The following is a 23854-nucleotide window of genomic DNA, read 5'->3' on the forward strand; positions in this document are numbered from 1 at the left end:
CACTACGACCGCGCGCCACACCCCCACCAGAACCGGAGATTGTCATGACCACTTCCAACGCCCCCGCTTCCAACTCCCCCGCCTCCGATGCCCCCGCTTCCGGCGACGACCGTTTCGCCGGCCTCGCCGCACTCGTCGTCGAGGTCAAGCCCGGCCTCGGCGACCTCACCCTCACCCCCGAGCAGTCCCTCGTCGACGACCTCGGCCTCGACTCCCTGGACCTCCTCCAGCTCGCCCGGAAGATCAACCGCAAGCTCGGCGGCGACTTCGACCTCGACGCCTGGAACGAGCAGGCCGACACCCACCGCCGCTCCCTCGGCTCGGTGCTCGCCGCCATCGAGCCCACTGCCGTCTGAGCCCGCGGCACCGACCCGGAAGGAGCGAAGATGACCGAGCACCACAGGGTCGCCATCGTCACCGGCGGCTCGCGGGGCATCGGACGCGCCGTCGCCCTGCGCCTCGCGCGCGACGGCCACACCGTGCACCTGGTGTACCGGGAGGCGGCCGACGAGGCCGCCGAGGCGGTCGAGGAGATCACGGCCGCCGGCGGCCGGGCGCGGGCCCACCGGGCCGACGTCGCGGACGAGGCCGCCGTCGACGCCCTGGTCGACGACGTCGCCGAGCAGGACGGCGGCATCCACGTCCTGGTCAACAACGCCGCCGTGATCGACGACCGGCTGCTGCTCGGCACCCGGACCGCCGGCTGGGAGCGCGTCCTGCGCACCAACCTCACCGGCCCGTTCCTCACCAGCCGGGCGGTCCTGCCCGTCATGCTGGACCAGGGCTGGGGGCGGATCGTCAACATCTCGTCGAACTCGGTGCGGATCCCCGGCCCCGGGCAGACCGCCTACGCCGCGTCCAAGGGCGGCCTGGAGGCGTTCACCCGCGCCCTGGCCGCGGAGGTCGGCCACAAGGGCGTCCGGGTCAACACCGTGGCGCCCGGCAAGGTCCGCACCGACATGACGACCGCCGTCGCCGACCTGCTCGGCGGCGACGGCGCCGGGACCCGCTGGGGCGTCCCCGAGGACATCAGCGGCATCGTCGGCTTCCTCGTCGGCGACGAGGCCGACTACATCCAGGGGCAGACCATCACCGTCGACGGCGGACGCCTCGTCATGCGCGACCGGGCCGGCCGGGGCCGGGCCTCGTGAACGGGGAGACCTTGAACGGGAAGACCACGAACGGGGAGCCCCTGAAGGAGGAACCCCCGACCAGGGAGACCCTGAAGTACTGGGAGGACCTCGTCGACGCGCCCGTCCGGAGGTTCGGACCGCTCGTCGTCGGGACCGGGCTGATGGACCACCTGCTCGACCTCATGGGCGAGAAGCACCCGATCCACGATGACGCCGGGTTCGCGCGGACGCTGGACCGGCAGGAGCGGATCGTCCCCGGCGGCTTCATCCACTCGGTGACCTCCGGCTGGACCGTCCAGCACGGTGCACCGGTGGCCGTCATCGGCATGCGCCGGCTCGCCTGGGACTTCCTGCGGCCGCTCTACCCGGACCAGCCCTTCTGGTTCACCACCGAGACCGAGCGCTCCGCCGAGATCGACGCCAGGCGCGGCACGATCGACTCCGTCCGCCGGGTCTTCGACGAGCAGGGGCGCACCCACGCCATCGGACGGATGAGCCTGGTCGTCCTGCGCCGCGCCGCCGCGCCCGGGAGCACCGCCGCGGACCCGCCCGGGAGCACCACCGACTCCGACTCCGACTCCGAATCCGCCGAGAGGAACACCCGATGAGCACCGAGATCAAGCCGCTTCAGGGAAAGGTCGCCCTGGTCACCGGCGGCTCGCGCGGGATCGGCGCCGGCATCACGCGCAAGCTGGCCGCCTGGGGCGCCACCGTCTGCGTCAACTACGTGGACCGGGCCAAACCCGCCCGCGAGCTGGCCGCCGAACTCGCCGACCAGGGGTGCAAGGTGACGCTCCACCAGGCCGACCTCGCCGACCCGGAGGCGATCGAGGGACTGATCGGCGAGATCGGGGAGCAGCACGGGGACCTGCACGTCCTGGTCGCCAACGCGGCGGCCACCAAGTTCACCCGCCTGGAGGACGCCACCCTCGGCCAGTGGCAGTTCGTCCAGGACACCAACGCCCGCTCCACCTGGCTGCTCGCCAAGCACGCCGTCCCGCTGATGCGGGACCGCCCCGGCGCCCGGTTCATCACCATCACCAACTCCACCACCACCCGCATCGTCCCGGGGGCCGGCCTGTTCGGGGCCGCCAAGGCCGCCCTGGAGTCCCTGACCGAGTACCTCTCCTACGAGCTGGCGCCCTACGGCATCGTCGCGAACTGCGTGCGCCCCGGGCTCGTCCAGACCGGTGTCTTCAAGGTCCGGCCCGACCTCAACCGGGGCGTGGCGCACGAGCAGTCGGTCACGCCGTGGGCGGGCGACCGGATGACCACCCCGGAGAACAGCGCCGACGTCGTCGCCATGCTCTGCCTGGACGAGGCCGCCTGGATCGCCGGCCAGACCATCACCGTGGACGGCGGCTACCGGCTCTGGGGCCACAGCCTCGGCGACCACCAGAGCCTCTGACGGCCGGAAGGACGGCACAGCCATGTCCGACATCGACATCGCCATCACCGGCACCGGCCTGCTCACCTCCGCCGGTGCCGGCGTCCACCGCGCCTGGGAGGCGCTGGAGTCCGGCACGCCCGGCTTCGGCGACGGCGCCGGCCTGCCGTGGCCGGTCGCCGCGGTGGACCCGCGCCACGCGCCCTGGCCCGACGGCGCCCGCTGGCAGAACATCCGCAAGTACGCCGGCCCGGGCGCGCACTGGGGCCTCGCCGCCGCCCGCGCGGCGCTGGCGCGGGCCGGCTGGGAGGACGGCGCACCGGCTGGCGATCAGGCCGGCGACCAGGCGGGCGACCAGGCCGGCCGCCCGGACCCCACCCGCGGCGGCACCGTCGTGGCCGTCAGCAGCAACGGCTCCGACGAACTCGCCGACATCCTGCCGGGCCTCGCCGTCCTCGCCCAGCACGACGAACGCCCGATCGCCGAGCTGCTCTACGACGAGGTGCCCGACTACGCCTACATCCGGAGCATCCCGTCCCAGCTCGGCCAGTTCGTCGCACTCGCCTCCGGGTTCGAGGGCTCGAACCTGTCCGTCTACGGCGAGACCGGCGCCGGCGGGCTCGGCGCGCTGGCCCTGGCCGTCCGGCTGATCGGGAGCGGCGAGCTCGACCGCGTCCTGGTCGTGGGCGTCAGCCCGCCGCTGCCGCTGACCACCGCCGTGGCCTTCGACCGGGAGGAGCGCTTCGGCCGCGAGGCCGGCCCCGGGCGCGGCCCCTTCGACCTCGACCGGGCCGGCACCCTCGTCGGCCAGGCCGCGGCGGCCCTGCTGATCGAGAACACCGCCGCGGCCCGCGCCCGGGGCGCCGCCCCGCTGGCCCGGCTCGCCGCCTGCGAGACGCTCTGCGCCGCCGACCGGGCGTCCGCCACCGCGGCCGTGGTCGACGACGTGCTCGCCCGCGCCGGCCGCCCCGCCGACCTCTGGTGGGCGCACGGGTGCGGCTCCGTCGCGATGGACCTCGCCGAGTGCGAGGCCGTCGCCCCCCGCCTGGGCGCGGCGGTGCCGGCCACGTCCAGCAAGGGAACCCTCGGCAACGCCCTGGAGTGCTCCGCACTCGTCGACGCGGTGCTCGCCGTGGAGGCGCTGCGCCGCGGCCGGCTCCCCGCCGTCGGCCTGCTGGAGAAGCCCGACCCCGCGCTCGGGGCCGTGGACTTCGTCGTCGGCGGACCGCGCGAGGTGCCGGGCGCGGCCGCCGCCCTGGTCACCGCGCTCGGCCACGGCCGGGACGCGGCGACGGCGGGTGCCGCCGTGATCGTGAAGGGAAGCTGACGTGGACAGTCGCATCGTCATCACCGGGATGGGCGTGGTCACCCCCATCGGCGCGACCGTGGAGTCCTTCTGGGAGGCCAACCTGGCCGGCCGGTCGGGACTCGTGGCCGAGGACCGGATCGACGTGTCGGGCCTGCCGTGCGGGTGGGTGTCCGGCGTGATCCCGGAGCAGGTCAAGGCGCAGGTGCGGGAGGGCTGGGGCGCGCCGGGCCGGTCGTGGAGCGACACGATCATGCACTGCGCGGTCGACCAGGCGCTCACCGACGCCGGGGTCGGCGGGCCGCTGGCCCGGCCGGCCGGGCTGGTCTGGTCGCGGGTCTGGCCGGGGCCGAGCGGCTCCGACCCGCGCGACTACGAGGTCCACCTGCGGGAGGTGGCCGCCTGCCGGAGCGCCGTCGGGGACGATCCGGCCGCCGTGGCCGCCTACCTCCGCGAGCGGCCGCTGCCGCCGGAGCCCACCGACGTGTCGGCGTTCCCGCGCGAGATCTCGCGGCGGCTGGGCGTCCCGCTGGTCACCACCCGCCTGGAGGCCACCTGCTCGGGCGGGCTGCGGGCGATCGCCGAGGCCGCAAGGCTGCTGCGGTCGGGCCGGGTGGACGTCGCCGTGGTCACCGCCGCGGTCTCGCGCAGCACCCCGTACGTGCTGTCGCAGTACAACCAGCTGATGGCGCTCTCCCGGTGGAAGGGCGACCCGGCGCAGGCGTCGATGCCCTTCGACCGGCGGCGCTCCGGGATGGTCATCAACGAGTCCGCCGGGGCGCTGGTCCTGGAGACCGCCGAGCACGCCGCCCGGCGCGGGGCCGGCGGGGCGCACGCGGTCGTGGGCGGCTGGGGCCTGGCCGTGGACACCGCGCACATCACCGCTCCGCAGGTCGGGTCGGTGGAGCGGGTGATCCGGACCGCCCTGGAGCGCTCGGGCACCGACCCCGCCGGGATCGACACCGTCAACGCGCACGGCACGTCGACCAGGCTCAACGACCTCACCGAGGCCCGCGCGCTGCACCGCGTCTTCGGCGGGCGGATGGCCGAGCTCGACGTCTGCGCCGTCAAGTCGCTGACCGGGCACGGCTCCGCGGCCTCCGGCATCGTCGAGTCGGTGGTCGCCGCGCTGACGCTCTGCCGGGGAGTCGTCCCGCCGGTGGTGACCTGCGCCGAGCCGGACCCGGAGTGCGCGGTGCGGACCAACGCGGCACCGGTGGAGCGGCCGGTGCGCACGGTCCTGAAGAACTCGTTCGGCTTCGGCGGCCAGTACGCGTCCATGGTCTTCCACCGGCCGGACGATCCGCGCGCACCCCGCCCCGCCGCGGCGGCCCGGGGCTGAGCGACGGTGCTGGACGTCGTCGAGCTCACCCTCGGACAGCAGCCGGCCGGTGCGGACGGGCCGCCGGTGAGCGTGATCTGGCTGCACGGCATGGGCCAGGACCCGTCCGCCCTGATGCCGACCGCCCGGCTGCTCGGCCCGCCCGGGCCGGCCCCGCGCGGGCTGTTCCCGCGGGCGCCGGAGCAGCCGGGCGGGCTGGGCGGCGGCCGGGTGGTGCGCGCCTGGTTCCCGCAGAGCGTCTTCAGCCTCGACCGGATCGGCCTGCCCGACGTCCTCGCCATGGCCGAGCGCCTGCGCGAGGTGGTGGACGCCGAGACGGCCCGGACCGGCACGGGCCGGGTGCTGCTGGCGGGCTTCTCCCAGGGGGCGGTCATGGCCCTGGTCACCTGCCTGCTCCACCCCGCCCCGCTGGCCGGGCTCGCCCTCAGCGCCCCCTACCTGCCCGGCGGCCTCGCCGCCTGCCTGGCCGAACGCCGCACCCCGGCCAGCACGGCGACGCCGGTCTGGATCGCCCACGGCGCCGACGACTGGGTGATCCCGCCCTCCGCCGGCGCCCACGTCCGCGACACGCTCCTCGCCTGGGGCCATCCCGTGACCTGGCACCACCTCCCCGCCGGCCACACGCCCTTCCCCGCCCCGCCGGCCGCCCTCCTGCGCTTCCTGGCCGCCTGCCGGTCCGGTCGTGGCTGACCGGCCGGGGTCCGCGGGCCCCGGCCGGTCGGCGGGGACGGCTACTGGGGGGTGACGTAGGCGCCGGAGATGCCGCCGTCGACGAGGAAGGTGTTGGCGGTCATGAAGGACGAGTCGTCGGAGGCCAGGAAGGCGACCGCGGCGGCGATCTCCTCCGGCTCCGCGAAGCGGCCGAGCGGGATGTGGACGAGGCGGCGGGCGGCGCGCTCCGGGTCCTTGGCGAACAGCTCCTGGAGCAGCGGGGTGTTGACCGGGCCGGGGCAGAGGGCGTTGACGCGGACGCCCTCGCGGGCGAACTGCACGCCCAGCTCGCGGGACATCGCCAGGACGCCGCCCTTGGAGGCGCTGTAGGAGATCTGCGAGGTGGCGGCGCCCATCACGGCCACGAAGGAGGCCGTGTTGATGATGGAGCCCTTGCCCTGGCGCTGCATGTGCGGGATGGCGTACTTGCAGCAGAGGTAGACGCTGGTCAGGTTGACCTCCTGGACGCGCTTCCAGGCGTCCAGGCCGGTGGTGAGGATGGAGTCGTCGTCGGGCGGGGAGATGCCCGCGTTGTTGAAGGCGATGTCGAGCCGCCCGTACTCGTCCACGGCGCGCTGGAAGAGGGCCTCCACCGCCCGCTCGTCGGTGACGTCGGCCTCGATGAAGAGGCCGCCGACCTCGTTGGCGGCCTTGGCGCCCGTCTCCGGGTCGAGGTCGACGCAGACCACCTTGGCCCCCTCGGCGGCGAACCGCCTGGCGGTGGCCAGGCCGATGCCGCTGCCGGCGCCGGTGATGACGGCCACCCGGCCGGCCAGTCGCTCGTTCAGTCGCTCGGTCATGCTGATCACTCCTCCGTGGAGATGAAGACGTTCTTGGTCTGGGTGAAGGCGTCGAGGGCGTCCGGGCCGAGCTCACGGCCGAGGCCGGACTGCTTGAAGCCGCCGAAGGGCGTCGAGTAGCGCACCGAGGAGTGCGAGTTGACGGAGAGGTTGCCGGCCTCGACCCCGCGGCAGACCCGCAGGGCGCGGCCGACGTCCCTGGTCCACACGGAGCCGGAGAGCCCGTACTCGGTGGCGTTGGCGATGCGCACGGCGTCCTGCTCGTCGCGGAACGGGACGACGGTGACGACCGGGCCGAAGATCTCCTCGGTGAACGCCCGGTCGTCGTGCCGCACGGGCGCCAGCACCGTCGGCGGGTACCAGAAGCCGGGCCCGTCGGGGGCGCTGCCGCGGAAGGCGACCGCCGACCCGTCCGGTACGTAGGAGGCGACCCTGGCGCGGTGGGCGGCGGAGATCAGCGGGCCCATCTCGGTCTTCTCGTCGGCCGGGTCGCCGACCCGCACACCCCGGACGGCGGGCTCCAGCAGCGCCATGAACTCGTCGTACGCGGAGGCCTCGACGAGGATCCGGGAGCGGGCGCAGCAGTCCTGGCCGGCGTTGTCGAAGACGGCGTAGGGGGCGGTGGCGGCGGCCTTGGCGAGGTCGGCGTCGGCGAAGACGATGTTGGCGCTCTTGCCGCCGAGTTCGAGGGTGACCGGCTTCACCTGGGCGGCGCAGCCCGCCATGATCTCCTTGCCGACCCGGGTGGAGCCCGTGAACACCACCTTCCGCACGTCGGGGTGGCTGACGAAGCGCTGCCCGACCACCGGGCCGCGGCCGGGCAGGATCTGCAGCACGCCCTCGGGGAGGCCGGCCGCGAGGGCGAGTTCGCCGAGGCGCAGGGCGGTGAGCGGGGTGAGCTCGGCGGGCTTGACGATGACGGTGTTGCCGGCGGCCAGGGCGGGGGCCAGCGCCCACGCGGCGATCGGCATCGGGAAGTTCCACGGCACGATGACGCCGACGACGCCGAGCGGCTCCTGGAAGGTGACGTCGAGACCGCCGGCGACCGGGATCTGCCGTCCGAAGAGCCGTTCCGGGGCGGCGGCGTAGTACTCGATGACGTCGCGCGCGTTGCCGGCCTCCCAGCGGGCGTTGCCGATGGTGTGGCCGGCGTTGGCGACCTCCAGTGCGGCGAGGTGTTCGCGGTCCGCGTCGACGGCGGCGGCGAAGGCGCGCAGCAGGCGGGCGCGGTCGGCGGGGGTGACGCGGCGCCAGGTGTCGAAGGCCGCGTGGGCGCGGGCGACGGCGGCGTCGGTCTCGGCGAGGCCGGCCAGTGTGACGGTGGTGATCACCTCCTCGGTGGCGGGGTTGACGACCTCGAAGAGGTCCGGTTCGGTCATCGTGCGGTCTCCCTGTGGCTGGTGGTGGCGAGCGCGGCGGTGCTGAGCGCCTGGAAGAGGCGCAGGTCGTCGGGGTCGGTCTCGGGGTGCCACTGGACGCCCAGCGCGAACCGGCGGCCGGGCAGTTCGAGTGCCTCGACGGTGCCGTCGGCGCTGTGGGCGGTGGCGGTCAGCCCGGTGCCGAGCCGGGCGACGGCCTGGTGGTGGTAGCAGGAGACGTCGGCGGCGGGCCCGAGCACGGCGGCGATCCGGCTGCCGTCGTGGACGTCGACGCGGTGGCGGACGAACCCGGCCGGGACGATCTGGTGGCTGCGCTCGGGCAGGTGCTGGAGGAGCGTGCCGCCGAGGGCGACGTTGAGCAGCTGCATGCCGCGGCAGACGCCGAGCAGCGGCAGGTCGCGCTCCAGCGCGCCGAGCAGCAGGTCGTTCTCCCAGTCGTCGCGGGCCCGGTGCGGCGGGCCGGTGTGCGGGCCGGCGGCGGCCGCGTAGCGGGCCGGGTCGATGTCGGGGCCGCCGGCCAGGACCAGCCCGTCCAGGGCGTCGAGCAGGTGGCCGACGCCGCCGGGCTGCGGCGGCAGCAGGACGGGCGTGCCGCCGGCCCGGGCGACGGCGTCGACGTAGGTCTGCGGGACGAGCGAGGCGCGCTGGCGCCAGACGGCCCAGGCGGCCTCGTCCTGGTAGCTGGTGATGCCGATCAGGGGGCGCCGGCGGTGGTCGCGGTTCACAGCCGCTCGAATCCGCGGCGCCGCTCCCAGTCGGTCACCGCCCGGTCGTAGGCGGCGAGTTCGACCCGGCCGGCGTGGGTGTAGTGGCGGACGACGTCCTTGCCGAAGGCCGCACCGGCGGCTGCGCTGCGCTCGAAGGCGGTGACCGCTTCACGCAGCGTGGCCGGCACCCGGGGGGCGTCGGAGGCGTAGGCGTTGCCGGTGAACTCCGGTTCGAGTTCGAGCTGTTGCTCGATGCCGTGCAGGCCGGCCGCGATCAGGGCGGCCACCGCGAGGTACGGGTTGACGTCGCCGCCGGGGACGCGGTTCTCGAAGCGCAGCGAGGGGCCGTGGCCGACCACCCGCAGGGCGCAGGTGCGGTTGTCCCGCCCCCAGGCGATCGCGGTGGGTGCGAAGCTGCCGGGAACGTAGCGCTTGTAGGAGTTGACGGTGGGGGCGAAGAGCAGTGAGAAGTCGGCCAGGCAGGCGAGTTGGCCGGCCAGGAAGTGCTCCATGGTGCGGGAGAAGCCGTGCGGCCGGTCGCCGGCGAACACGGGGGTGCCCTGCTCGTCACGCAGGCTGAGGTGGATGTGGCAGGAGTTGCCCTCGCGTTCGTCGTACTTGGCCATGAAGGTGAGGCTGTAGCCCTCCTGGGCGGCGATCTCCTTGGCGCCGGTCTTGTAGACGGAGTGGTCGTCGCAGGTGGTGAGGGCGTCGGCGTACTTGAAGGCGATCTCGTGCTGGCCCAGGTTGCACTCGCCCTTGGCCGACTCGACGGTGAGGCCGGCGCCGGCCATCCCGTTGCGCAGCCGGCGCAGCAGGGGTTCGATCCGGCCGGTGCCGAGGACGGAGTAGTCCACGTTGTACTGGTTGGCCGGGGTGAGCCGGGTGTAGTCCTTGTCCCAGGCCTGCTCGTAGGTGTCGCGGAAGACGATGAACTCCAGCTCGGTGGCGGCGTGGGCCCGCCAGCCGTATCCGGCCAGCCGGTCGAGCTGGCGGCGCAGGATCTGGCGCGGGGAGACGGCGACGGGCGTGCCGTCGTGGTGGGCGACGTCGCACTGGACCATGACGGTGGCGGGGTGCCAGGGCACCGCGCGCAGCGTGGCGAGGTCGGGGCGGAGGACGAGGTCGCCGTAGCCGCTCTCCCAGGAGGAGATGTCGTAGCCGTCCACGGTGTTCATGTCGACGTCGACGGCGAGCAGGTAGCCGCAGCCCTCGGCGGCGTTCGGGACGACGTCGGCCAGGAAGTACGGCGCGGCGACGCGTTTGCCCTGGAGGCGGCCCTGCATGTCGGTCATCGCGAGCACGACGGTGTCGACGGACCCGTCGGCCACGCGGGTGCGCAGCTCGTCGAGGGTGAGCCGGGGGCTGTTCAACGGATCTCCAGTGCGTCTTCGGCGTCCGGTGCGGCCGGGCCCTGCGGTGTCTCGTGGATGCGGGGGCCGGTGAACCAGTGGCGGGCGGAGGCGAGCCACCAGAGGCCGGCGAAGCCGACGACCACGGCGACGGCCACGGGCGTGTAGTTGAAGCTCTCTGCGGTGATCGGGTTGACGGTGGGGAGCATGAACAGGACGGTGATCACGGCCGTCCAGCCGACCGCGACGGTGCCGATCATCCGGCTCCAGCGGCCCAGGTGCCAGGGACCACGCGGGAAGGCCTCGCCCTGGCGCAGCCGCAGGTAGACCGGGATGACGTAGGAGATGTAGAGGCCGATCACCGAGATCGAGGTGACGGCGGTGTACGCGGTGGTGTTCCAGAGCGCGGGCAGGCCGAGCAGCAGGGCGCCGCCGGTCGCCAGCCAGACCGCGTTGGTGGGGGTCTGGGTGCGCGGGTCGATGCGGTGCCACAGGGCCGAGCCGGGCAGTGCGCCGTCCCGCGAGAAGGCGTAGATCATGCGGGAGTTGGCGGTGACGGAGGCCATGCCGCAGAAGAACTGGGCGCCTATGACGATCAGCAGGAGCAGTTCGGCGCCGTTGACGCCGATCGCGTCGATGAAGATCTGTGCGGGCGCCACGCCGGTGTCGCTGGCCAGCGCGCCGTCGTAGTCGCGGATGGCGAAGGTGATGCCCAGCAGCAGGATCCACCCGGCGACCAGGGAGACGGTGATGGCGTTGACGATGCCGCGCGGCCCGGAGCGGGCGGCGTCGTGGGTCTCCTCGGTCATGTGGGCGGAGGCGTCGTAGCCGGTGAGGGTGTACTGGGCCATGAGCAGGCCGAGCATGGCCACGTAGAGCTGGTTGTGGAAGCCGGTGTTGTTGACGAACTCGGTGAACACGAAGGAGGCGGAGGCGTGCTGGTCGGGCAGCAGGACGAGCGCGCCGACGATGACGGCGACGCCAACCAGGTGCCACCAGACGGACACGTTGTTGAGGAAGGCGACGAGGCGCACGCCGCGGGTGTTGAGCAGGCCGTGCAGGAGCAGGATGACGGCGAAGATCTCCACCGTGTGCGCGGGGCTCGCAGCGAACCCGAACTGGAGGCTCAGGAAGGCGTTGGTGAAGAACGCGGCGCCGTAGTCGACGCCGGCGGTCACCGCGACCTGTCCCAGGAAGTTGAACCAGCCGGTGAACCAGCTCCAGGCGGGTCCGCTGCTGCGGGCCAGCTTGGCCGACCAGTAGTACAGGCCGCCCGCGGTCGGGTAGCTGGAGCAGATCTCGGCCATCGCCAGCCCGACGCAGAGCGTCAGCAGGCCGACCACCGGCCAGCCCCAGACGATCATCGCGGGGCCGCCGGCGTTCATCCCCGTCCCGTAGAGGGTGAGACAGCCGGACAGGATGGAGACGATGGAGAAGGAGACGGCGAAGTTGGAGAAGCCCGACATCGAACGGGCGAGCTCCTGGGTGTAGCCGAGCTCGCGCAGCCGCTGTTCGTCGGCGGAGAGCCCGTCGGCGGAGGAGGCGGTGTCGGCGGCGGTAACGGGGGGTGTGTCTGCCGGAAACACCGGCGGGGCAGGCTGGTCGGGTGAGCGTTCGTCGGTCATGGGCACCCCTGGGGGTTGAGGGTGTGCCGGCGGACGGGCGGCCACGGCGGTGTGGCACGCCTCCCCCGGCGGGTGAGACGGTCGGACGGCTCTTCAATGGCCTGGATTCAGACCATTGGGGTGGTGAGCAGCATCGTTCACCCCCCGCCCGGGCCGCGTCAAGGGTGGTGAGGGGGCGGGTCCGGGAGCCACTCATAGGTACGATTCCGGCGTGGACGTCGACGAGGTACGCGAACAAGCGCGCGTGGACTGGCAGGCCGGGGCGATCTTCCGGCCCGTACGGACCGGCAACGCCTTCGAGGAGACCGTCGAACGCCTCCTCCAGGCGATCAAACTGGGCGTCTTCGGCCACGGCGACCGGCTGCCCGCCGAACGCGACCTCGCCACCCGGCTCGGGGTCAGCCGCGAGACCCTGCGCGAGGCGCTCCGCACGCTCCAGCAGGCCGGCTGCGTCGAGTCCAGACGCGGCCGCTACGGCGGCACCTTCGTCACCTACCGGATGCCGCCGCCGGACGTCGCCGAGCTGCGCCGGGCCGCCCGCGACCTCGGCGGCGAACTGGAGGACGCGCTGACGTACCGTCTGGTGCTGGAGACCGGCGCCGCCGAGGCGGCCGCCCGGCGCACCCTCTCCGCCGACCAGCGCGCCTACCTGGAGAGCCGGCTCGCCGACCTGGAGGGCGCGGCCCCGGAGCAGTACCGGCAGCTGGACTCGCGGTTCCACCTGGCCGTCGGCGAGCTGACCGGCTCCCGCACCCTGGCCGCCGGCATCGCCGAGGCCCGGATGCGCCTGAACGACCTGCTCAACGCCATCCCGATGCTGGAGCGCAACATCGAGCACGCCGCCGACCAGCACCGCGCGATGGTCCGGGCGATCCTCGACGGCGACGGCGAGGCCGCCCGCCGCGCCACCGAGGAGCACCTCGCCGCGACCGCCGCACTGCTCCGCGGCTTCCTGGCCTGACGGGCACGCTCCGCCCCCGGGCGACCACGGAACGTGATATCCGCTGGTGGTCGGATACCCTGGCCCGGTGAGCGAGAACCTTCCCCCCTGCCCCTGGTGCTCCAGCGAGTACACGTACGAGATGAACGCACTCATGGTCTGCCCCGAGTGCGGCAACGAGTGGCTGTCCACCGAGGACGCCGCCGACGGGACCGGCGCCACCGGCGAGCGGGTGGTCAAGGACTCGGTCGGCAACGTGCTGAGCGACGGCGACACCGTGACCGTCGTCAAGGCGCTCAAGGTCAAGGGCAGCCCCTCGGGCATCAAGGCGGGCACCAAGGTCCGCAACATCCGCCTGGTCGACGGCGTCGACGGCCACGACATCGACTGCAGGATCGAGGGCTTCGGCCCCATGCAGCTCAAGTCGAGCGTGGTCAAGAAGGCCTGAACCCCCCGCGAGGGCGCCCGTGTCGGACTTCGACGCAGGGCGCCCTTCGCCATTTGTCAGGTCATCCGTCCCGGCCTATTGACTCGGATTCCAACAGTGGCGATTCTCGTCACACCGAGTACGCGGGACATGACAGTCGACCGGGACGGCGGTTGCCCCGCACCGGTCCGGCCGTCCCACCGCGTCATCCGCTCCCCGACCCGAGTGGTGCCCATGACCCAGCTCCCCCACAGCAGGCTCCGGCTCGCCACCCTCCTGGCCTCGTTACTCGCCCTGATCGCCGTGGCGCTCGCCGCGCCGGCGCCCGGGGTCGCGAGCGAGCCGGGCTGGTGGAACCCGATCGCACGGCCCTCGCCCGACTCGCAGATCAACGTCACGGGCGAGCCCTTCAAGGGAACCGACGCCCAGGGCAAGGTCCGCGGCTTCGTCGACGCGCACGACCACATCATGGCCAACGAGGCCTTCGGCGGCCGGCTGATCTGCGGCAAGGCGTTCTCCGAGGCCGGGGTCGCCGACGCGCTCAAGGACTGCCCCGAGCACTACCCCGACGGCTCCCTCGCCGTCTTCGACTTCATCACCAAGGGCGGGGACGGCAAGCACGACCCGGTCGGCTGGCCCACCTTCAAGGACTGGCCCGCCCACGACTCGCTGACCCACCAGCAGAACTACTACGCCTGGATCGAACGCGCCTGGCGCGGCGGCCAGCGGGTGCTCGTCAACGACCTGGTCACCAACGGGGTGATCTGCTCGGTCTACTTCTTCAAGGACCGCAGCTGCGACGAGATGACCTCCATCCGGCTCCAGGCGCAGAAGACCTACGAGCTCCAGGCCTACGTCGACACCATGTTCGGCGGGCCCGGCAAGGGCTGGTTCCGGATCGTCACCGACAGCGCGCAGGCCCGCGAGGTCGTCAAGCAGGGCAAACTCGCCGTCGTCCTGGGCGTGGAGACGTCCGAGCCCTTCGGCTGCAAGCAGATCCTGGACGTCGCCCAGTGCAGCAAGGCCGACATCGACCGCGGCCTCGACGAGCTGTACGGGCTCGGCGTGCGCAGCATGTTCCTCTGCCACAAGTTCGACAACGCGCTGTGCGGGGTCCGCTTCGACGAGGGCGCGCTCGGCACGGCGATCAACGTCGGCCAGTTCCTGTCGACCGGCACCTTCTGGAAGACGGAGCAGTGCGCCGGACCGCAGCACGACAACCCCATCGGCCTCGCCCCGGCGCCGGCCGCCCAGCAGCAACTGCCGCAGGGCGTCGCCGTCCCGTCGTACGCCACCGACGCCCAGTGCAACAGCCGCGGGCTGACGGAGCTCGGCGAGTACGCCGTGCGCGGCCTGATGAAACGCAAGATGATGCTGGAGGTCGACCACATGAGCGTGAAGGCGGCCGACCGCTCCTTCGACATCCTCGAATCCGAGTCGTACCCGGGCGTCATCTCCTCGCACAGCTGGATGGACCTCGACTGGACCGAGCGGGTCTACAAGCTCGGCGGCTTCGTCGCCCAGTACATGAACGGCGCCGAGGCGTTCAGCAACGAGGCGAAGCGCACCGACGCGCTGCGCGACAAGTACCAGGTGGGCTACGGCTACGGCACCGACATGAACGGCGTCGGCGGCTGGCCCGGCCCGCGCGGCGCGGACACCGCCAACCCGGTGCGCTACCCGTTCCGCAGCGTGGACGGCGGCTCGGTCATCGACAAGCAGACCGCCGGCTCCCGCACCTGGGACATCAACACCGACGGTGCCGCGCACTACGGCCTCGTCCCGGACTGGATCGAGGACATCCGGCAGGTCGGCGGCCAGGGCGTGGTGGACGACCTCTTCCGGGGCGCCGAGTCCTACCTCACCACCTGGGGGGCGTCCGAGCACCACCGGGCGGGCGTGAACCTGGCCGCGGGGTCGCCCGCCGCGGCCTCCTCGACGGAGTGGAACCCGTTCGTCAGCTACGCCCCCGGGCGGGCCGTGGACGGCGACCTCGGGAGCCGCTGGGCCAGCGACTGGAGCGACGACCAGTGGCTCCGGCTCGACCTCGGGTCCACCACCCTGGTCGGGCGCGTCACCCTGGACTGGGAGCGCGCCTACGGCAGGGGGTACCGCATCGAGGTCTCCACCGACGGCACCGACTGGCAGTCCGTCTGGTCCACCACCACCGGCGGCGGCGGACTGGAGACCGCGCGGTTCGCCGGCGTCCCCGCCCGGTACGTCCGCGTCCACGGGCTGCAACGAGGCACCCAGTGGGGCTACTCGCTCCACGAGGTCGGCGTCTACAGCACCTGACGGACGCCTTGCCCCGCTGCCCCGGTGCCCCGGTCCGCCGTGACCGGGGCACCGGGCTACCGGGCTACCGGGCTACCGGGCTACCTGGGCAGCCGGCCGGGCGGCGGATCACCTCCGATCGCCGTCCGGCCACTGGGAGATCGGGCTCAGGTCGCCCTCCACCGTGGAGACCGTCGTGCCGCCCGGCACGAACGACTCGAACTCGATCCGCGGATCGCCGATGTCGACGGTCACCACCAGCAGGTAGTGGTTCATCCGGGTCACCACGTCCTCGCCGAACAGCTCCACCTTCGACACGTTGCCGAAGGCGTGGAGCGGCCGCTCCGGCAGGGCCTTGAAGTGGGGCGACACGGCGTCCAGGAAGGCCTGCCGGGCCTCCTTCTCCTCCTCGATCTGCTCGGGGGTGGGGTTCCCGTCCCCCTTGAGCTCGATCCCGGTCCCGGGGGCGTCGATACGGAAGACTGTGATCATCAGCGGAACTCCAGTTCATCGGGGACCGGCCGCCGCGCGGGAGGTGACCCGCCGGCCCTCCGGTCCGTGAACGGACCGCTGCCGCCCCGGCGGTCCGGGGCACGCAGCAGCTCGGTGTACGCCGCCCAGGCGTCCAGCAGGGGCGGCACCACCGTCCGGCGCCGCCCGGAACCGGTGCGCAGGACGGCCGCCCGCACCTCGGCCGGCGACGCCGCGGGGAACTCGGACAGCAACAGGGCGACCGTGCCCACCACGAACGGGACGGCGGCGCTGGTACCGGTGAGCGCGAACGGACGGTCCCCGGGGCCGAGACCCGTGACGGCCTCGCCGGGTGCGCCGATGCCGCGCCCCCCGATCGATCCCCCCAGGTTGGAGAGGTCCATCGGCCGCCCCCGCCGGTCGTAGGCGATCACCGGGATCGTCCAGGGGTGCCGGGTGAGGACGGAGGTGCCGACCGCGCCCTGGTTCCCGGCGGCCACCACCGTGATCACGCCGCGGTTGGCGGCGTGGTCCAGCGCCCACTCCAGCTCGCGGTGCGCCGTGCCGACGGGCCGGTCCGGGCCGACGCTCAGGTTCAGCACGCGGGCGCCCGCGTCGACCGTCTCCACGACGGCGGCCGCGAGGTCCTCCAGCCGCGTGGCGGGGGCGGCGCGGCCGGCGGGGCGGTCGGCCGCGAAGACGGGGCGCAGCAGGAGCGTGCAGCCCGGGCAGATGCCGGGCGGCTCCCACCCGCGCCCGGCGCCGAGCAGGCCGGCGACGAAGGTGCCGTGGAGACAGGCCGGGCCGCCGCCGCCCGCGCGGCTGCACGCGCCGCCGTGTCCGCCGTGTCCGCCATCTCCGCCGTGTCCGCCATCCGTCAGGATGCGCAGCCGCCGCCCGGCGAGGCCCGGGTGGTCCAGGGCCACCAGGCCGTCGATCACCGCGACGACGACCTCCGGCCGGCCGGCGCCACGTGCCATCAGCCGTGTGAGCCCGGCCTGTTCGAACGGTGTCGTCATCAGGTCGTCCCGCGTGCGTGGTCCCGCCGGCCTGCCTCGGTCCTCGGCCCTCGGCCGGGTCCGGTCGGGTACCGGATCACCGGAAGCGGCTGGTGTCGCAGGTGTCCAGACAGTCCTTCCGACACTGCCGGCACTCCCGACCACCGGGGTGGTTCCGGCACGGGACCAGGCATTCGGCCCTGCACTCCTGCGCGCAGAACGACCACTGCCCCACGATCACCAGCGGGCCCCGTGCGGAGCCGTGGTGCGACACCCGGTAGTGCCCGCCCGTGCGGTGGAGCACCGACTCGGCGGTGAATCCCGGGATCGTCATCTCCGACACCTCCTTCTCCCGCGCCCGGCCGGCGCGGGTCAACGGTCGTAGTAGGGACGCGGCTTGTTCACCGGGAAGGGGAACTCCTCCGTGACGTCCACCCGGACGAAGACGCGGCGTTCGTCCCGTGTGCGTCCCCCGCCCATGCGGGCCCGTCCGGCCGCGGTCCGGTCCGACCCGGTCCGGTCCCGTGCCGGGGTCGTGCCCTGTGCGGTCAGCCGATGGGGCCGGAGTCGCAGTCGTCCAGACACCACTTCCGGCACCGCTTGCAGCGGGGGCCGCCGGGGTTGCCCGCGCACGCGTCGAAGCAGACCCCGCGGCACTCCAGCTCGCAGAGCGGGGTCAGGAACTCGCCCTGCCCCTCGATCACCTGCGGGCCCCGTGCGGAGCCGTGGCTCAACACCCGGTAGTGCCCGCCCGTGCGGTGGAGCGCCGACTCGGCGGTGAATCCCGGGATCGTCATCTCCCGCACCTCCTTCTCCCGCGCCCGGCCGGCGCGGGTCAACGGTCGTAGTACGGACACAGCTTGTTCACCAGGAAGGGGAACTCCTCCGTGACGTCCACCCGGACGAAGAACTTCTCGGTGACGTCCGTCCGGCGGTCGGTGTAGCAGAACAGGACGTCGATGATCCTGCGGGCGCCGCTCAGCCGGGAGTCGCGGAAGCTCACCGCGGTCAGCGAGGAGTCGGCGGCGAAGGCCTCCACGGTCTTCTCGTAGATGCGCGGGTAGCGGACCGCGAGGTAGTTCAGCGCGCGGTGCTCGTCGGTGTCGCCCGCGTTGTCCCCCAGCTGCATCACCCGGTGCAGCAACTCCCTGGAGGACGTCGCGAACAGGTCGTCGGCCATGCCCGCGGGCCGGTCTATCGCCGCCACCAGCTCCTCGGTGTCGAAGGAGTAGATCTGGTCGAAGGAGACGACCGGGAGCGTCAGGCCGTTGCAGAGGTCGGGCGGGGCGAGCGGCCCCCGGTGGCCGATGACGACGTCGAGGTCGGAGCCCTTGGGTTCCGGCCGGACGGCCGCGACCAGGCGGTCGAACTCCACCGGGTCCCGCGGTCGCAGGAGGTAGGTCTCGATCCCCTGCACGCTCAGGACGTAGCACAACTGGCGTGCGAGGTAGCGGTTGTCGGGGTGTGACACGACCGCGTGCACGGCCTGCCGGTCGGTCAGCTCGGCGCTGTCGGAGCGGTACACGGCCTGGGCGACCTCCTTCTCGACCGCCAGACTCGGGAACCGGTAGTCGACCTGGCCGAGCACGTAGACGTAGCCGCCGCCGTGACCGCGGCCGCCCCGCCCCGAGTCGTCCCCGGCCGCCTCCGCGGTCGTGTCCCCGCTCCCGCACCCGTGGCCGCAGCCGTAGTCCGGCATCGCGGCGGCGGTCACGGTGGCATGGTCCGGCGGTGCGAGCACCGGCCCGAGGCGGTCGGGGCCGTCCGCCGGCCGGTCCTCCACCAGGTCCGGGTGTTCCTGGTACTCCTGCTCCATCGGTGACTCCTCACGTCATGCCTCGGGTCACGCGTCCTGCCTCACGTCACGGCGTCCGGACCGTCGCGGAGTCCGCGTCACGGTCCGTCACCACGCTCACGGTTGGTGAGCGCGGCCCCGCGACAGGACCACCCGGCGGTTGAGTGCGGCCGCGCGCCGCTCACAACCACCGCAGGGCCTCCTGACGCCCATCGTGCTCGTCACACGCCTGACCGCGTCCCCGAGGCCGATCTCCTCGTCGGTGACGAACCCGGGGACGCGCACCCTGCGCGGACGGCGGGCCCCGCCGCCGGGGGCGGGGGCGTCCCGCCACTCACCGTCGGTCATCGGTCATCTCCCTCACCGTCACCGCCCGTGCGCAGCGCTGCGGCAGCGGGCGGCGGCCCGCCCGGGTGCCGCGGGAACGGGGGCGTGAAGACATGTCGGGTCGTGCACGTGTCTGGTCGTGAAATGTCAGGTCGTGAAATGTCGGGTCGTGAAACATGCCGGGCCGTTCGACGCGAGGTTTCCGTTCACTCGCGTGGGGGGAACCGGGGAGACCCTGGCTTCGGTCGCCCGCGGTCATCCACTACTTCCAGGCTGCTCCTGCCCGGCCCGACGTGCACCTCGGCGGGAGCGGGGCCGACCCCGGGGGCGGCACGGCCCGACGGCGTAGCCTGGACGCAGCGGGCCGCTCGCCCGGTGCCCCCCGGGGGAGGCCCGCGAGGGAGCGCCGGCCGACCGGCGGCCGGAGGTCTCCGTCCGGACCACGTGACGGGAGCATCATCATGGCCATCCCCGGATTCCACGCCGAGGCGTCCGTCCGGCCGGGCCCCGGCCGGTACGCGACGACCCGGTACGCGACGACCCGGCCGGCGGCGGGCCCGCACGGCGGCGCCACCGGAGAACGGATCGTCCCCATGTTCACCGAGGAGGAGCGGCAACAGCGGATCAGGTGCAGCCAGCGCCTCGACTCCTGCGATCAGGACTGCCAGCCCCAGCTCGACATGGGCGACTTCTTCCAGTGGCAGCGGTGCCACGACGAGTGCAACCAGCAGTACGACGAGTGCATGCAGACCTGAGTTCCGGCTTCGAACCGGACGCGGTGCCCGCGGACACGCGAGGGCGGCCGGTCTCGGGGAGACCGGCCGCCCTGGTCACTCTGCCGGCGCCGTGGGGGCCCGGCGTGTTCGCCGTGCGGCTCAGGCGCCGGTCTTGGCCACCTGCTCCTCCTGGCCGGCGGCCGGGGCCGACTCCGCGGTGACCCGCGTGCCGGGGTGGAGCAGCGCGCACAGGAACGCGACGCCGAGCGCGGCCGCCATGCCGTACAGCACCGGGCCGTTGGCCTCGGCGAAGGCGTGGCGGACGGCGTCGATCATCTCGGCGGAGGCGCCGGACGCGCCGCCCTGGCCGCCGCCCTCGCCGTGGCCGGTGATGCTCTTGGTGATCTCCTCCGCGGTGCCGTGCGCGACCTCGGCCGGGACGCCGTGTGCCAGCAGGGTGTCCTGGATGTTCGCGGTGGTGCTGTGCAGCAGGACGGTGCCCAGCACGGCCATGCCGAGGCTGGCCGAGTAGTTGCGCACGGTCTGCGTGATGCCGGTGACCTCGCCGTACGAGGCGCCGATCGCGCGGTTGACGGCGTCCGTCGACGCGGGCGTGAGCAGCAGGCCGATGCCGAGGCCGGCCAGCATGATGTACGGCCACTGGGCGCCCAGCGACAGCTCGGTGATCTTGCCGGCCCAGAGCGCGAATCCCACGGCGCCGACCGCGGTGCCCACCATCATCGGCGGCCGGGCGCCGACGCGGTCGAGCAGCCGGCCGCCGAGCTGCGAGCCGGGGGCGAAACCGGCGAAGAACACCAGCAGGTAGAGGCCCGCGTCGTTGGCCGACTGGTTGAGCGCCACCTGCGAGTAGACCGAGGCGAAGAAGAACACCGGGACGAACGCGATCATCGCGAAGAACAGCACCGCGTTGTCGGCCGCGAAGGCGCGGTCGGCGAAGACCCGGAGCTTGATCAGCGGGTCCTGGCTGCGCAGCTCGAACAGGACGAACAGGACCATCACGGCGAGGCCGCCGGCGATGCAGAGCCAGGTGGCCGGGCTGTCCCAGCCCCAGGTCGCGGCCTGCTGGAGGCCGAGCACGCTCAGGGCCATGCCGACCGCCACCAGCGCGGCGCCCACCCAGTCGATCGGCTCACGGCGCGGGGTGTTGCGGATCTTCGCCATCAGCGTCAGGACGATCGCGATGACGGCCATCGGCACGTTGACCCAGAAGATCGCCCGCCAGGTCCAGCTGGTCAGCCAGCCGCCGAGGATCGGGCCGACCGCGGTGAGACCGCCGGCCACGCCGAAGAAGAGCGCCAGCGCGCGGCCGCGCCGCTGCACCGGGAAGACCTCCACCACCACGGCGAGCGCGGCCGGGAACATCAGCGCCGCGCCGACGCCCTGGAGCGCGCGGAAGACGATCAGCCAGGTCTGCGCCGCGCCGCCGGTGGGCACCGCGCCGCACAGGGCCGAGGCGGCCACGAAGGTCAGTGTGCCGACCAGCGCCATCCGCTTGTGGCCGAGCACGTCCGCCAGCCGCCCGCCGAGGGCGAAGAACGCCGCCAGCGCCAGCAGGTACGAGTTGACCACCCACTGCATGCCGACCGAGGAGAGGCCGAGCTCGTGGATGATGTCGGGCGCCGCGATGGAGACGATGGTCTGGTCGATGAAGGTCATCGAGACCGCGAAGAGCATGCCTGCCAGCGTCAGTGACTGACTGGCGGCCACAGGTGTCGAGGTGGCCGGAGCGTTCTCGGACCGCACGGGTTCCCGTCCCTTTCGTTCGATGGGTATGGCGGCAGGGCTCCGCCGCCGGTTCACCCCGTCCGGCCCCGCCCGTACCGCGAACTGACACGGCGTCTCGCCGGTCAGCGGACACTATGTCACCCGGATGGCCGCCCCGCACGCCGGAGGGACGGCCGAATCGACACCGGTGTAGTTTACGGGCCGTCAGACCTCCCGGAGTCCCGGGTTCCCGGCCTCGGTCACGAAGGACGCGGCGGTGGCCAACGTCCCGCCCGGGGTGGTGATGTGGGACACCGTCCGGAAGTCGGCGCGGGCGTGCTCCGGGGTGAGGGTGACCGTCGTGTAGCCGCGCAGTCCGTTGTAGAACTTCATGTGCGGGTTGGCCGCCGTCAGCGTCGACCAGTTGGCGGGCTTCGCGGCGCCGTCGCCGTCGCTGCTGATCGAGGTGCCGACGAACTCGACGCCCACCGTCCGGGACGCCGGGTCGTCGAAGTCCCGCTTGACGTCCAGCGCGTAGGCCACGTGGACGTCCCCGGTGAGGATCACCAGGTTCTCCACGCCGAGCCGCTCGATCCCGGCCAGGATCCGCTCGCGGGCGGCCGGGTAGCCGTCCCAGGCGTCCATCGAGAGCTTGGACCGCTCGGCGGTGGTGTTCTTCCGTCGGCTGAAGACGACCTGCTGCGGCAGCACGTTCCAGACCGCCCTGGACCTGCGCAGGCCGTCCAGCAGCCAGCGCTCCTGGGTGGCGCCGGTCAGCGTGCGCGACGGGTCCTCGGACTCCGGCGTGGGGTACTGCCAGCCGTCGCCGTTGGCCTGGTCGGAGCGGTACTGCCGGGTGTCCAGGATGTCGAACTGCGCCAGCCGGCCGTACTGGAACCGGCGGTAGAGCCTGAGGTCGGTGCCCTCGGGCTTCGGCATCCGCAGCGGCATGTTCTCCCAGTACGCGCGGTAGGCGGCGGCGCGGCGGGCGACGAACGCCTCGGGCGACTGGCCCTTCTCGGGGATGCCGGCCGCGTAGTTGTTCTCGACCTCGTGGTCGTCCCAGGTGACGTACCAGGGGAAGGCCGCGTGCGCGGCCTGGAGGTCGGGGTCGGACTTGTAGAGGGAGTACCGCAGCCGGTAGTCCTCCAGCGTGGCCGTCTCGTGGTTGTAGAGCGCGGGCAGCGTGCGGTCGGTGTACCTGCGGTCGCCGCCGGCGGCGTCGACGGCGTACTCGTAGATGTAGTCGCCGACGTGGAAGACGGCGTCGAGGTCCTCGCCGGCGAGGTGGCGGTAGGCGGTGAAGTAACCGTCCTCGTAGGCCTGGCAGGAGACCAGCCCGAGGCGGACCTGCTCGGTCCGGCGGCCGTCGGCGGGCGTGGTGCGGGTGCGGCCGACCGGGCTGGTCCAGTCACCGACGCGGAACCGGTACCAGTGGACGCGGTCGGCGTCGAGGCCGTCGGCCTCCACGTGCACGCTGTAGTCGAACTCGGCGTACGCACGGGCCGTGCCGCGGCGGACCGTCCGGCGGAACCGCTCGTCCCGGGCCACCTCCCACTCGACCCGCACCGCGCCGGCCGGCGGCAGCCCGCCGCCCGGCTCCAGCGGGCGGGGGGCAAGCCTGGTCCAGAGCACCACCGCGTCCGGGAGCGGGTCGCCGGAGGCGACGCCGAGGGTGAACGGGTTCTCCTTCAGCGAGCGGGGCGCCAGTTCGGCGTCGGCCGCGTGCGCGGAGGGCAGGTTGGTGGTGAAGGCCAGCGCGGCGGCGGCCGAGGTGGCGGTGAGGAAGCGGCGGCGCCCGAGGCGTGCCGCGGCTTCCCGGAGCTGCTGGTCGACCGGGGGCCGGCCGTCTGTACGGGCCATGGTTCCACTGCCTTCCCGATGCCGGACCACCCGGGGCCGGGCAGCCCGGTGCTGGACTGTGTGCGAAGGAATTCGAGTGGACGGCGCGGTACACCGGGGGTCGGCCCGTCGGCGATTGAGTGATCATCAGGTGATCAATGGGTTCGAACCGGGCGTTTGCCGCAACCGGCCGCCCGCGGCGGCCGCGGTGAACCGCGCGGGAGCGCGGCGCCCGGTCCGGCCGGACACCGGGAACGGCCGGACGCCCGGGCACCGGCGAGCGGGTGCCCGGGCGCCGGCGGTCAGCAGCTCAGGCGGCGGCGCAGGCTGAGCGGGCGGATGTCCGGCCACACCTGGTCGACGTGGGCGGTGCACTCCTCCTCGCCGCCGCTGAAGCCCTCGGCCCGCCAGCCGGCCGGCACCGGGGCGCCGGCCGGCCAGAGTGCGTGCTGCTCCTCGTCGTTGACGACGACCTGGTACTGGGCTTCGGTGCTCACGGGGTACTCCTTGCCGGAGGGGGTGGGGGCCCGGCGGCCGGGGGCGGCCGCCGGGCGTCGGGAGGCGGGGTCAGGGGCGGGGTCGGGGGCGGGGTCGGGG

24 protein-coding genes are annotated in these 23854 nt (G+C 73.3%); 11 read left to right on the plus strand and 13 right to left on the minus strand.

Annotation, left to right across the window (positions count from 1 at the left end; all coding sequences use genetic code 11):
* Positions 1 to 44 precede the first annotated feature (44 nt).
* From J5Y04_RS25785 to J5Y04_RS25815, 7 genes are read left to right on the plus strand one after another with little or no spacing between them, the layout of a single operon-like run.
* Positions 45 to 356: a phosphopantetheine-binding protein gene (locus J5Y04_RS25785; protein WP_209414728.1), complete on the plus strand. Its 312-nt coding sequence runs from the start codon at positions 45 to 47 to the stop codon at positions 354 to 356.
* A 30-nt stretch (positions 357 to 386) separates the two neighbouring features.
* Positions 387 to 1151, plus strand: coding sequence for a 3-oxoacyl-ACP reductase family protein (locus J5Y04_RS25790; protein ID WP_209414737.1), 765 nt, complete (start codon positions 387 to 389; stop codon positions 1149 to 1151).
* Between the two features lie 11 nt (positions 1152 to 1162).
* On the plus strand, positions 1163 to 1741 hold the full coding sequence (locus J5Y04_RS25795; protein WP_209414739.1) for a hypothetical protein: 579 nt from the start codon (positions 1163 to 1165) through the stop codon (positions 1739 to 1741).
* Positions 1738 to 2541 (plus strand): SDR family NAD(P)-dependent oxidoreductase, encoded by an 804-nt coding sequence (locus J5Y04_RS25800; protein ID WP_209414741.1) that lies wholly within the window; start codon positions 1738 to 1740, stop codon positions 2539 to 2541. The genes J5Y04_RS25795 and J5Y04_RS25800 overlap by 4 nt, the downstream gene beginning before the upstream one ends.
* Before the next feature lie 22 nt (positions 2542 to 2563).
* Positions 2564 to 3847 (plus strand): beta-ketoacyl synthase N-terminal-like domain-containing protein, encoded by a 1284-nt coding sequence (locus J5Y04_RS25805; RefSeq protein ID WP_209414743.1) that lies wholly within the window; start codon positions 2564 to 2566, stop codon positions 3845 to 3847.
* A 1-nt stretch (position 3848) separates the two neighbouring features.
* Complete coding sequence (locus tag J5Y04_RS43615) at positions 3849 to 5168, plus strand: beta-ketoacyl-[acyl-carrier-protein] synthase family protein (protein ID WP_209414745.1); 1320 nt, start codon at positions 3849 to 3851, stop codon at positions 5166 to 5168.
* Positions 5169 to 5174: 6 nt separating this feature from the next.
* Complete coding sequence (locus J5Y04_RS25815; RefSeq protein WP_209414747.1) at positions 5175 to 5858, plus strand: alpha/beta hydrolase; 684 nt, start codon at positions 5175 to 5177, stop codon at positions 5856 to 5858.
* Positions 5859 to 5899: 41 nt separating this feature from the next.
* On the opposite strand, the gene J5Y04_RS25820 is transcribed toward J5Y04_RS25815, so the two are convergent.
* Genes J5Y04_RS25820 through J5Y04_RS25840 form a run of 5 tightly spaced genes read right to left on the minus strand, consistent with a single transcriptional unit; the run spans position 5900 to position 11742 of the window.
* Positions 5900 to 6679: a 3-oxoacyl-ACP reductase gene (locus J5Y04_RS25820; RefSeq protein WP_209414750.1), complete on the minus strand. Its 780-nt coding sequence runs from the start codon at positions 6677 to 6679 to the stop codon at positions 5900 to 5902.
* A gap of 5 nt (positions 6680 to 6684) precedes the next feature.
* The gene (locus J5Y04_RS25825) at positions 6685 to 8058 is read right to left on the minus strand and encodes an aldehyde dehydrogenase (RefSeq protein WP_209414753.1); all 1374 of its coding nucleotides are present in this window, start codon (positions 8056 to 8058) and stop codon (positions 6685 to 6687) included.
* The gene (locus J5Y04_RS25830; protein ID WP_209414755.1) at positions 8055 to 8783 is read right to left on the minus strand and encodes a gamma-glutamyl-gamma-aminobutyrate hydrolase family protein; all 729 of its coding nucleotides are present in this window, start codon (positions 8781 to 8783) and stop codon (positions 8055 to 8057) included. Before J5Y04_RS25830 ends, J5Y04_RS25825 begins: the two co-directional genes overlap by 4 nt.
* Positions 8780 to 10138: a glutamine synthetase family protein gene (locus tag J5Y04_RS25835; protein ID WP_209414757.1), complete on the minus strand. Its 1359-nt coding sequence runs from the start codon at positions 10136 to 10138 to the stop codon at positions 8780 to 8782. Before J5Y04_RS25835 ends, J5Y04_RS25830 begins: the two co-directional genes overlap by 4 nt.
* Complete coding sequence (locus J5Y04_RS25840) at positions 10135 to 11742, minus strand: amino acid permease (protein WP_209414759.1); 1608 nt, start codon at positions 11740 to 11742, stop codon at positions 10135 to 10137. The genes J5Y04_RS25835 and J5Y04_RS25840 overlap by 4 nt, the downstream gene beginning before the upstream one ends.
* Positions 11743 to 11953: 211 nt before the next feature.
* Between J5Y04_RS25840 and J5Y04_RS25845 the strand changes: the two genes are divergently transcribed.
* The 3 genes from J5Y04_RS25845 to J5Y04_RS25855 all read left to right on the plus strand — a co-directional run bounded on the left by J5Y04_RS25845 (position 11954) and on the right by J5Y04_RS25855 (position 15404).
* On the plus strand, positions 11954 to 12703 hold the full coding sequence (locus J5Y04_RS25845; protein WP_307853289.1) for a GntR family transcriptional regulator: 750 nt from the start codon (positions 11954 to 11956) through the stop codon (positions 12701 to 12703).
* 67 nt (positions 12704 to 12770) lie between these two features.
* A complete protein-coding gene (locus J5Y04_RS25850; RefSeq protein ID WP_209414761.1) occupies positions 12771 to 13130 on the plus strand; it encodes a zinc ribbon domain-containing protein YjdM in 360 nt (119 codons plus the stop codon).
* A 213-nt stretch (positions 13131 to 13343) separates the two neighbouring features.
* Positions 13344 to 15404, plus strand: coding sequence for a discoidin domain-containing protein (locus J5Y04_RS25855; protein WP_209414763.1), 2061 nt, complete (start codon positions 13344 to 13346; stop codon positions 15402 to 15404).
* Between the two features lie 108 nt (positions 15405 to 15512).
* Here the strand turns inward: J5Y04_RS25855 and J5Y04_RS25860 are convergent, their stop codons facing one another.
* From J5Y04_RS25860 to J5Y04_RS25880, 5 genes are all read right to left on the minus strand, one after another.
* Positions 15513 to 15875, minus strand: coding sequence for a hypothetical protein (locus J5Y04_RS25860; RefSeq protein ID WP_209414765.1), 363 nt, complete (start codon positions 15873 to 15875; stop codon positions 15513 to 15515).
* Positions 15875 to 16873 carry a S8 family serine peptidase gene (locus tag J5Y04_RS25865; RefSeq protein WP_209414767.1) on the minus strand — a complete coding sequence of 333 codons (999 nt, stop codon included), beginning with the start codon at positions 16871 to 16873 and terminating at the stop codon, positions 15875 to 15877. The genes J5Y04_RS25860 and J5Y04_RS25865 overlap by 1 nt, the downstream gene beginning before the upstream one ends.
* Positions 16874 to 16949: 76 nt before the next feature.
* Positions 16950 to 17186, minus strand: a complete 237-nt coding sequence (locus J5Y04_RS25870; protein WP_209414769.1) for a hypothetical protein — start codon at positions 17184 to 17186, stop codon at positions 16950 to 16952.
* 214 nt (positions 17187 to 17400) lie between these two features.
* Positions 17401 to 17649, minus strand: coding sequence for a hypothetical protein (locus tag J5Y04_RS25875; RefSeq protein WP_209414770.1), 249 nt, complete (start codon positions 17647 to 17649; stop codon positions 17401 to 17403).
* Positions 17650 to 17687: 38 nt separating this feature from the next.
* Positions 17688 to 18668 carry a hypothetical protein gene (locus J5Y04_RS25880; RefSeq protein WP_245205440.1) on the minus strand — a complete coding sequence of 327 codons (981 nt, stop codon included), beginning with the start codon at positions 18666 to 18668 and terminating at the stop codon, positions 17688 to 17690.
* A gap of 767 nt (positions 18669 to 19435) precedes the next feature.
* Here J5Y04_RS25880 and J5Y04_RS25885 point away from each other — a divergent pair.
* Positions 19436 to 19729 (plus strand): hypothetical protein, encoded by a 294-nt coding sequence (locus tag J5Y04_RS25885; protein ID WP_209414772.1) that lies wholly within the window; start codon positions 19436 to 19438, stop codon positions 19727 to 19729.
* A gap of 120 nt (positions 19730 to 19849) precedes the next feature.
* Here the strand turns inward: J5Y04_RS25885 and J5Y04_RS25890 are convergent, their stop codons facing one another.
* The 3 genes from J5Y04_RS25890 to J5Y04_RS25900 all read right to left on the minus strand — a co-directional run bounded on the left by J5Y04_RS25890 (position 19850) and on the right by J5Y04_RS25900 (position 23754).
* Positions 19850 to 21454, minus strand: coding sequence for an MFS transporter (locus J5Y04_RS25890; protein WP_307853290.1), 1605 nt, complete (start codon positions 21452 to 21454; stop codon positions 19850 to 19852).
* Between the two features lie 186 nt (positions 21455 to 21640).
* On the minus strand, positions 21641 to 23278 hold the full coding sequence (locus tag J5Y04_RS25895) for an alkaline phosphatase (RefSeq protein ID WP_209414776.1): 1638 nt from the start codon (positions 23276 to 23278) through the stop codon (positions 21641 to 21643).
* A gap of 281 nt (positions 23279 to 23559) precedes the next feature.
* Entirely contained in the window at positions 23560 to 23754 is a 195-nt protein-coding gene (locus J5Y04_RS25900; RefSeq protein ID WP_209414784.1) for an MbtH family NRPS accessory protein, read from the minus strand.
* Positions 23755 to 23854: the final 100 nt, after the last annotated feature.

The organism is Kitasatospora sp. RG8, from assembly GCF_017813315.1.
GTDB lineage: Bacteria > Actinomycetota > Actinomycetes > Streptomycetales > Streptomycetaceae > Kitasatospora.

Coding starts and splice junctions, on each gene's coding strand:
- J5Y04_RS25840 (WP_209414759.1), bottom strand. CDS start 11,742: ATGACCGACGAACGCTCACCCGACCAGCCTGCCCCGCCGGTGTTTCCG.
- J5Y04_RS25885 (WP_209414772.1), top strand. CDS start 19,436: ATGGCCATCCCCGGATTCCACGCCGAGGCGTCCGTCCGGCCGGGCCCC.
- J5Y04_RS25860 (WP_209414765.1), bottom strand. CDS start 15,875: ATGATCACAGTCTTCCGTATCGACGCCCCCGGGACCGGGATCGAGCTC.
- J5Y04_RS25870 (WP_209414769.1), bottom strand. CDS start 17,186: ATGACGATCCCGGGATTCACCGCCGAGTCGGTGCTCCACCGCACGGGC.
- J5Y04_RS25805 (WP_209414743.1), top strand. CDS start 2,564: ATGTCCGACATCGACATCGCCATCACCGGCACCGGCCTGCTCACCTCC.
- J5Y04_RS25895 (WP_209414776.1), bottom strand. CDS start 23,278: ATGGCCCGTACAGACGGCCGGCCCCCGGTCGACCAGCAGCTCCGGGAA.
- J5Y04_RS25785 (WP_209414728.1), top strand. CDS start 45: ATGACCACTTCCAACGCCCCCGCTTCCAACTCCCCCGCCTCCGATGCC.
- J5Y04_RS25865 (WP_209414767.1), bottom strand. CDS start 16,873: ATGACGACACCGTTCGAACAGGCCGGGCTCACACGGCTGATGGCACGT.
- J5Y04_RS25800 (WP_209414741.1), top strand. CDS start 1,738: ATGAGCACCGAGATCAAGCCGCTTCAGGGAAAGGTCGCCCTGGTCACC.
- J5Y04_RS25790 (WP_209414737.1), top strand. CDS start 387: ATGACCGAGCACCACAGGGTCGCCATCGTCACCGGCGGCTCGCGGGGC.
- J5Y04_RS25875 (WP_209414770.1), bottom strand. CDS start 17,649: ATGACGATCCCGGGATTCACCGCCGAGTCGGCGCTCCACCGCACGGGC.
- J5Y04_RS25855 (WP_209414763.1), top strand. CDS start 13,344: ATGACCCAGCTCCCCCACAGCAGGCTCCGGCTCGCCACCCTCCTGGCC.
- J5Y04_RS25880 (WP_245205440.1), bottom strand. CDS start 18,668: ATGGAGCAGGAGTACCAGGAACACCCGGACCTGGTGGAGGACCGGCCG.
- J5Y04_RS25820 (WP_209414750.1), bottom strand. CDS start 6,679: ATGACCGAGCGACTGAACGAGCGACTGGCCGGCCGGGTGGCCGTCATC.
- J5Y04_RS25825 (WP_209414753.1), bottom strand. CDS start 8,058: ATGACCGAACCGGACCTCTTCGAGGTCGTCAACCCCGCCACCGAGGAG.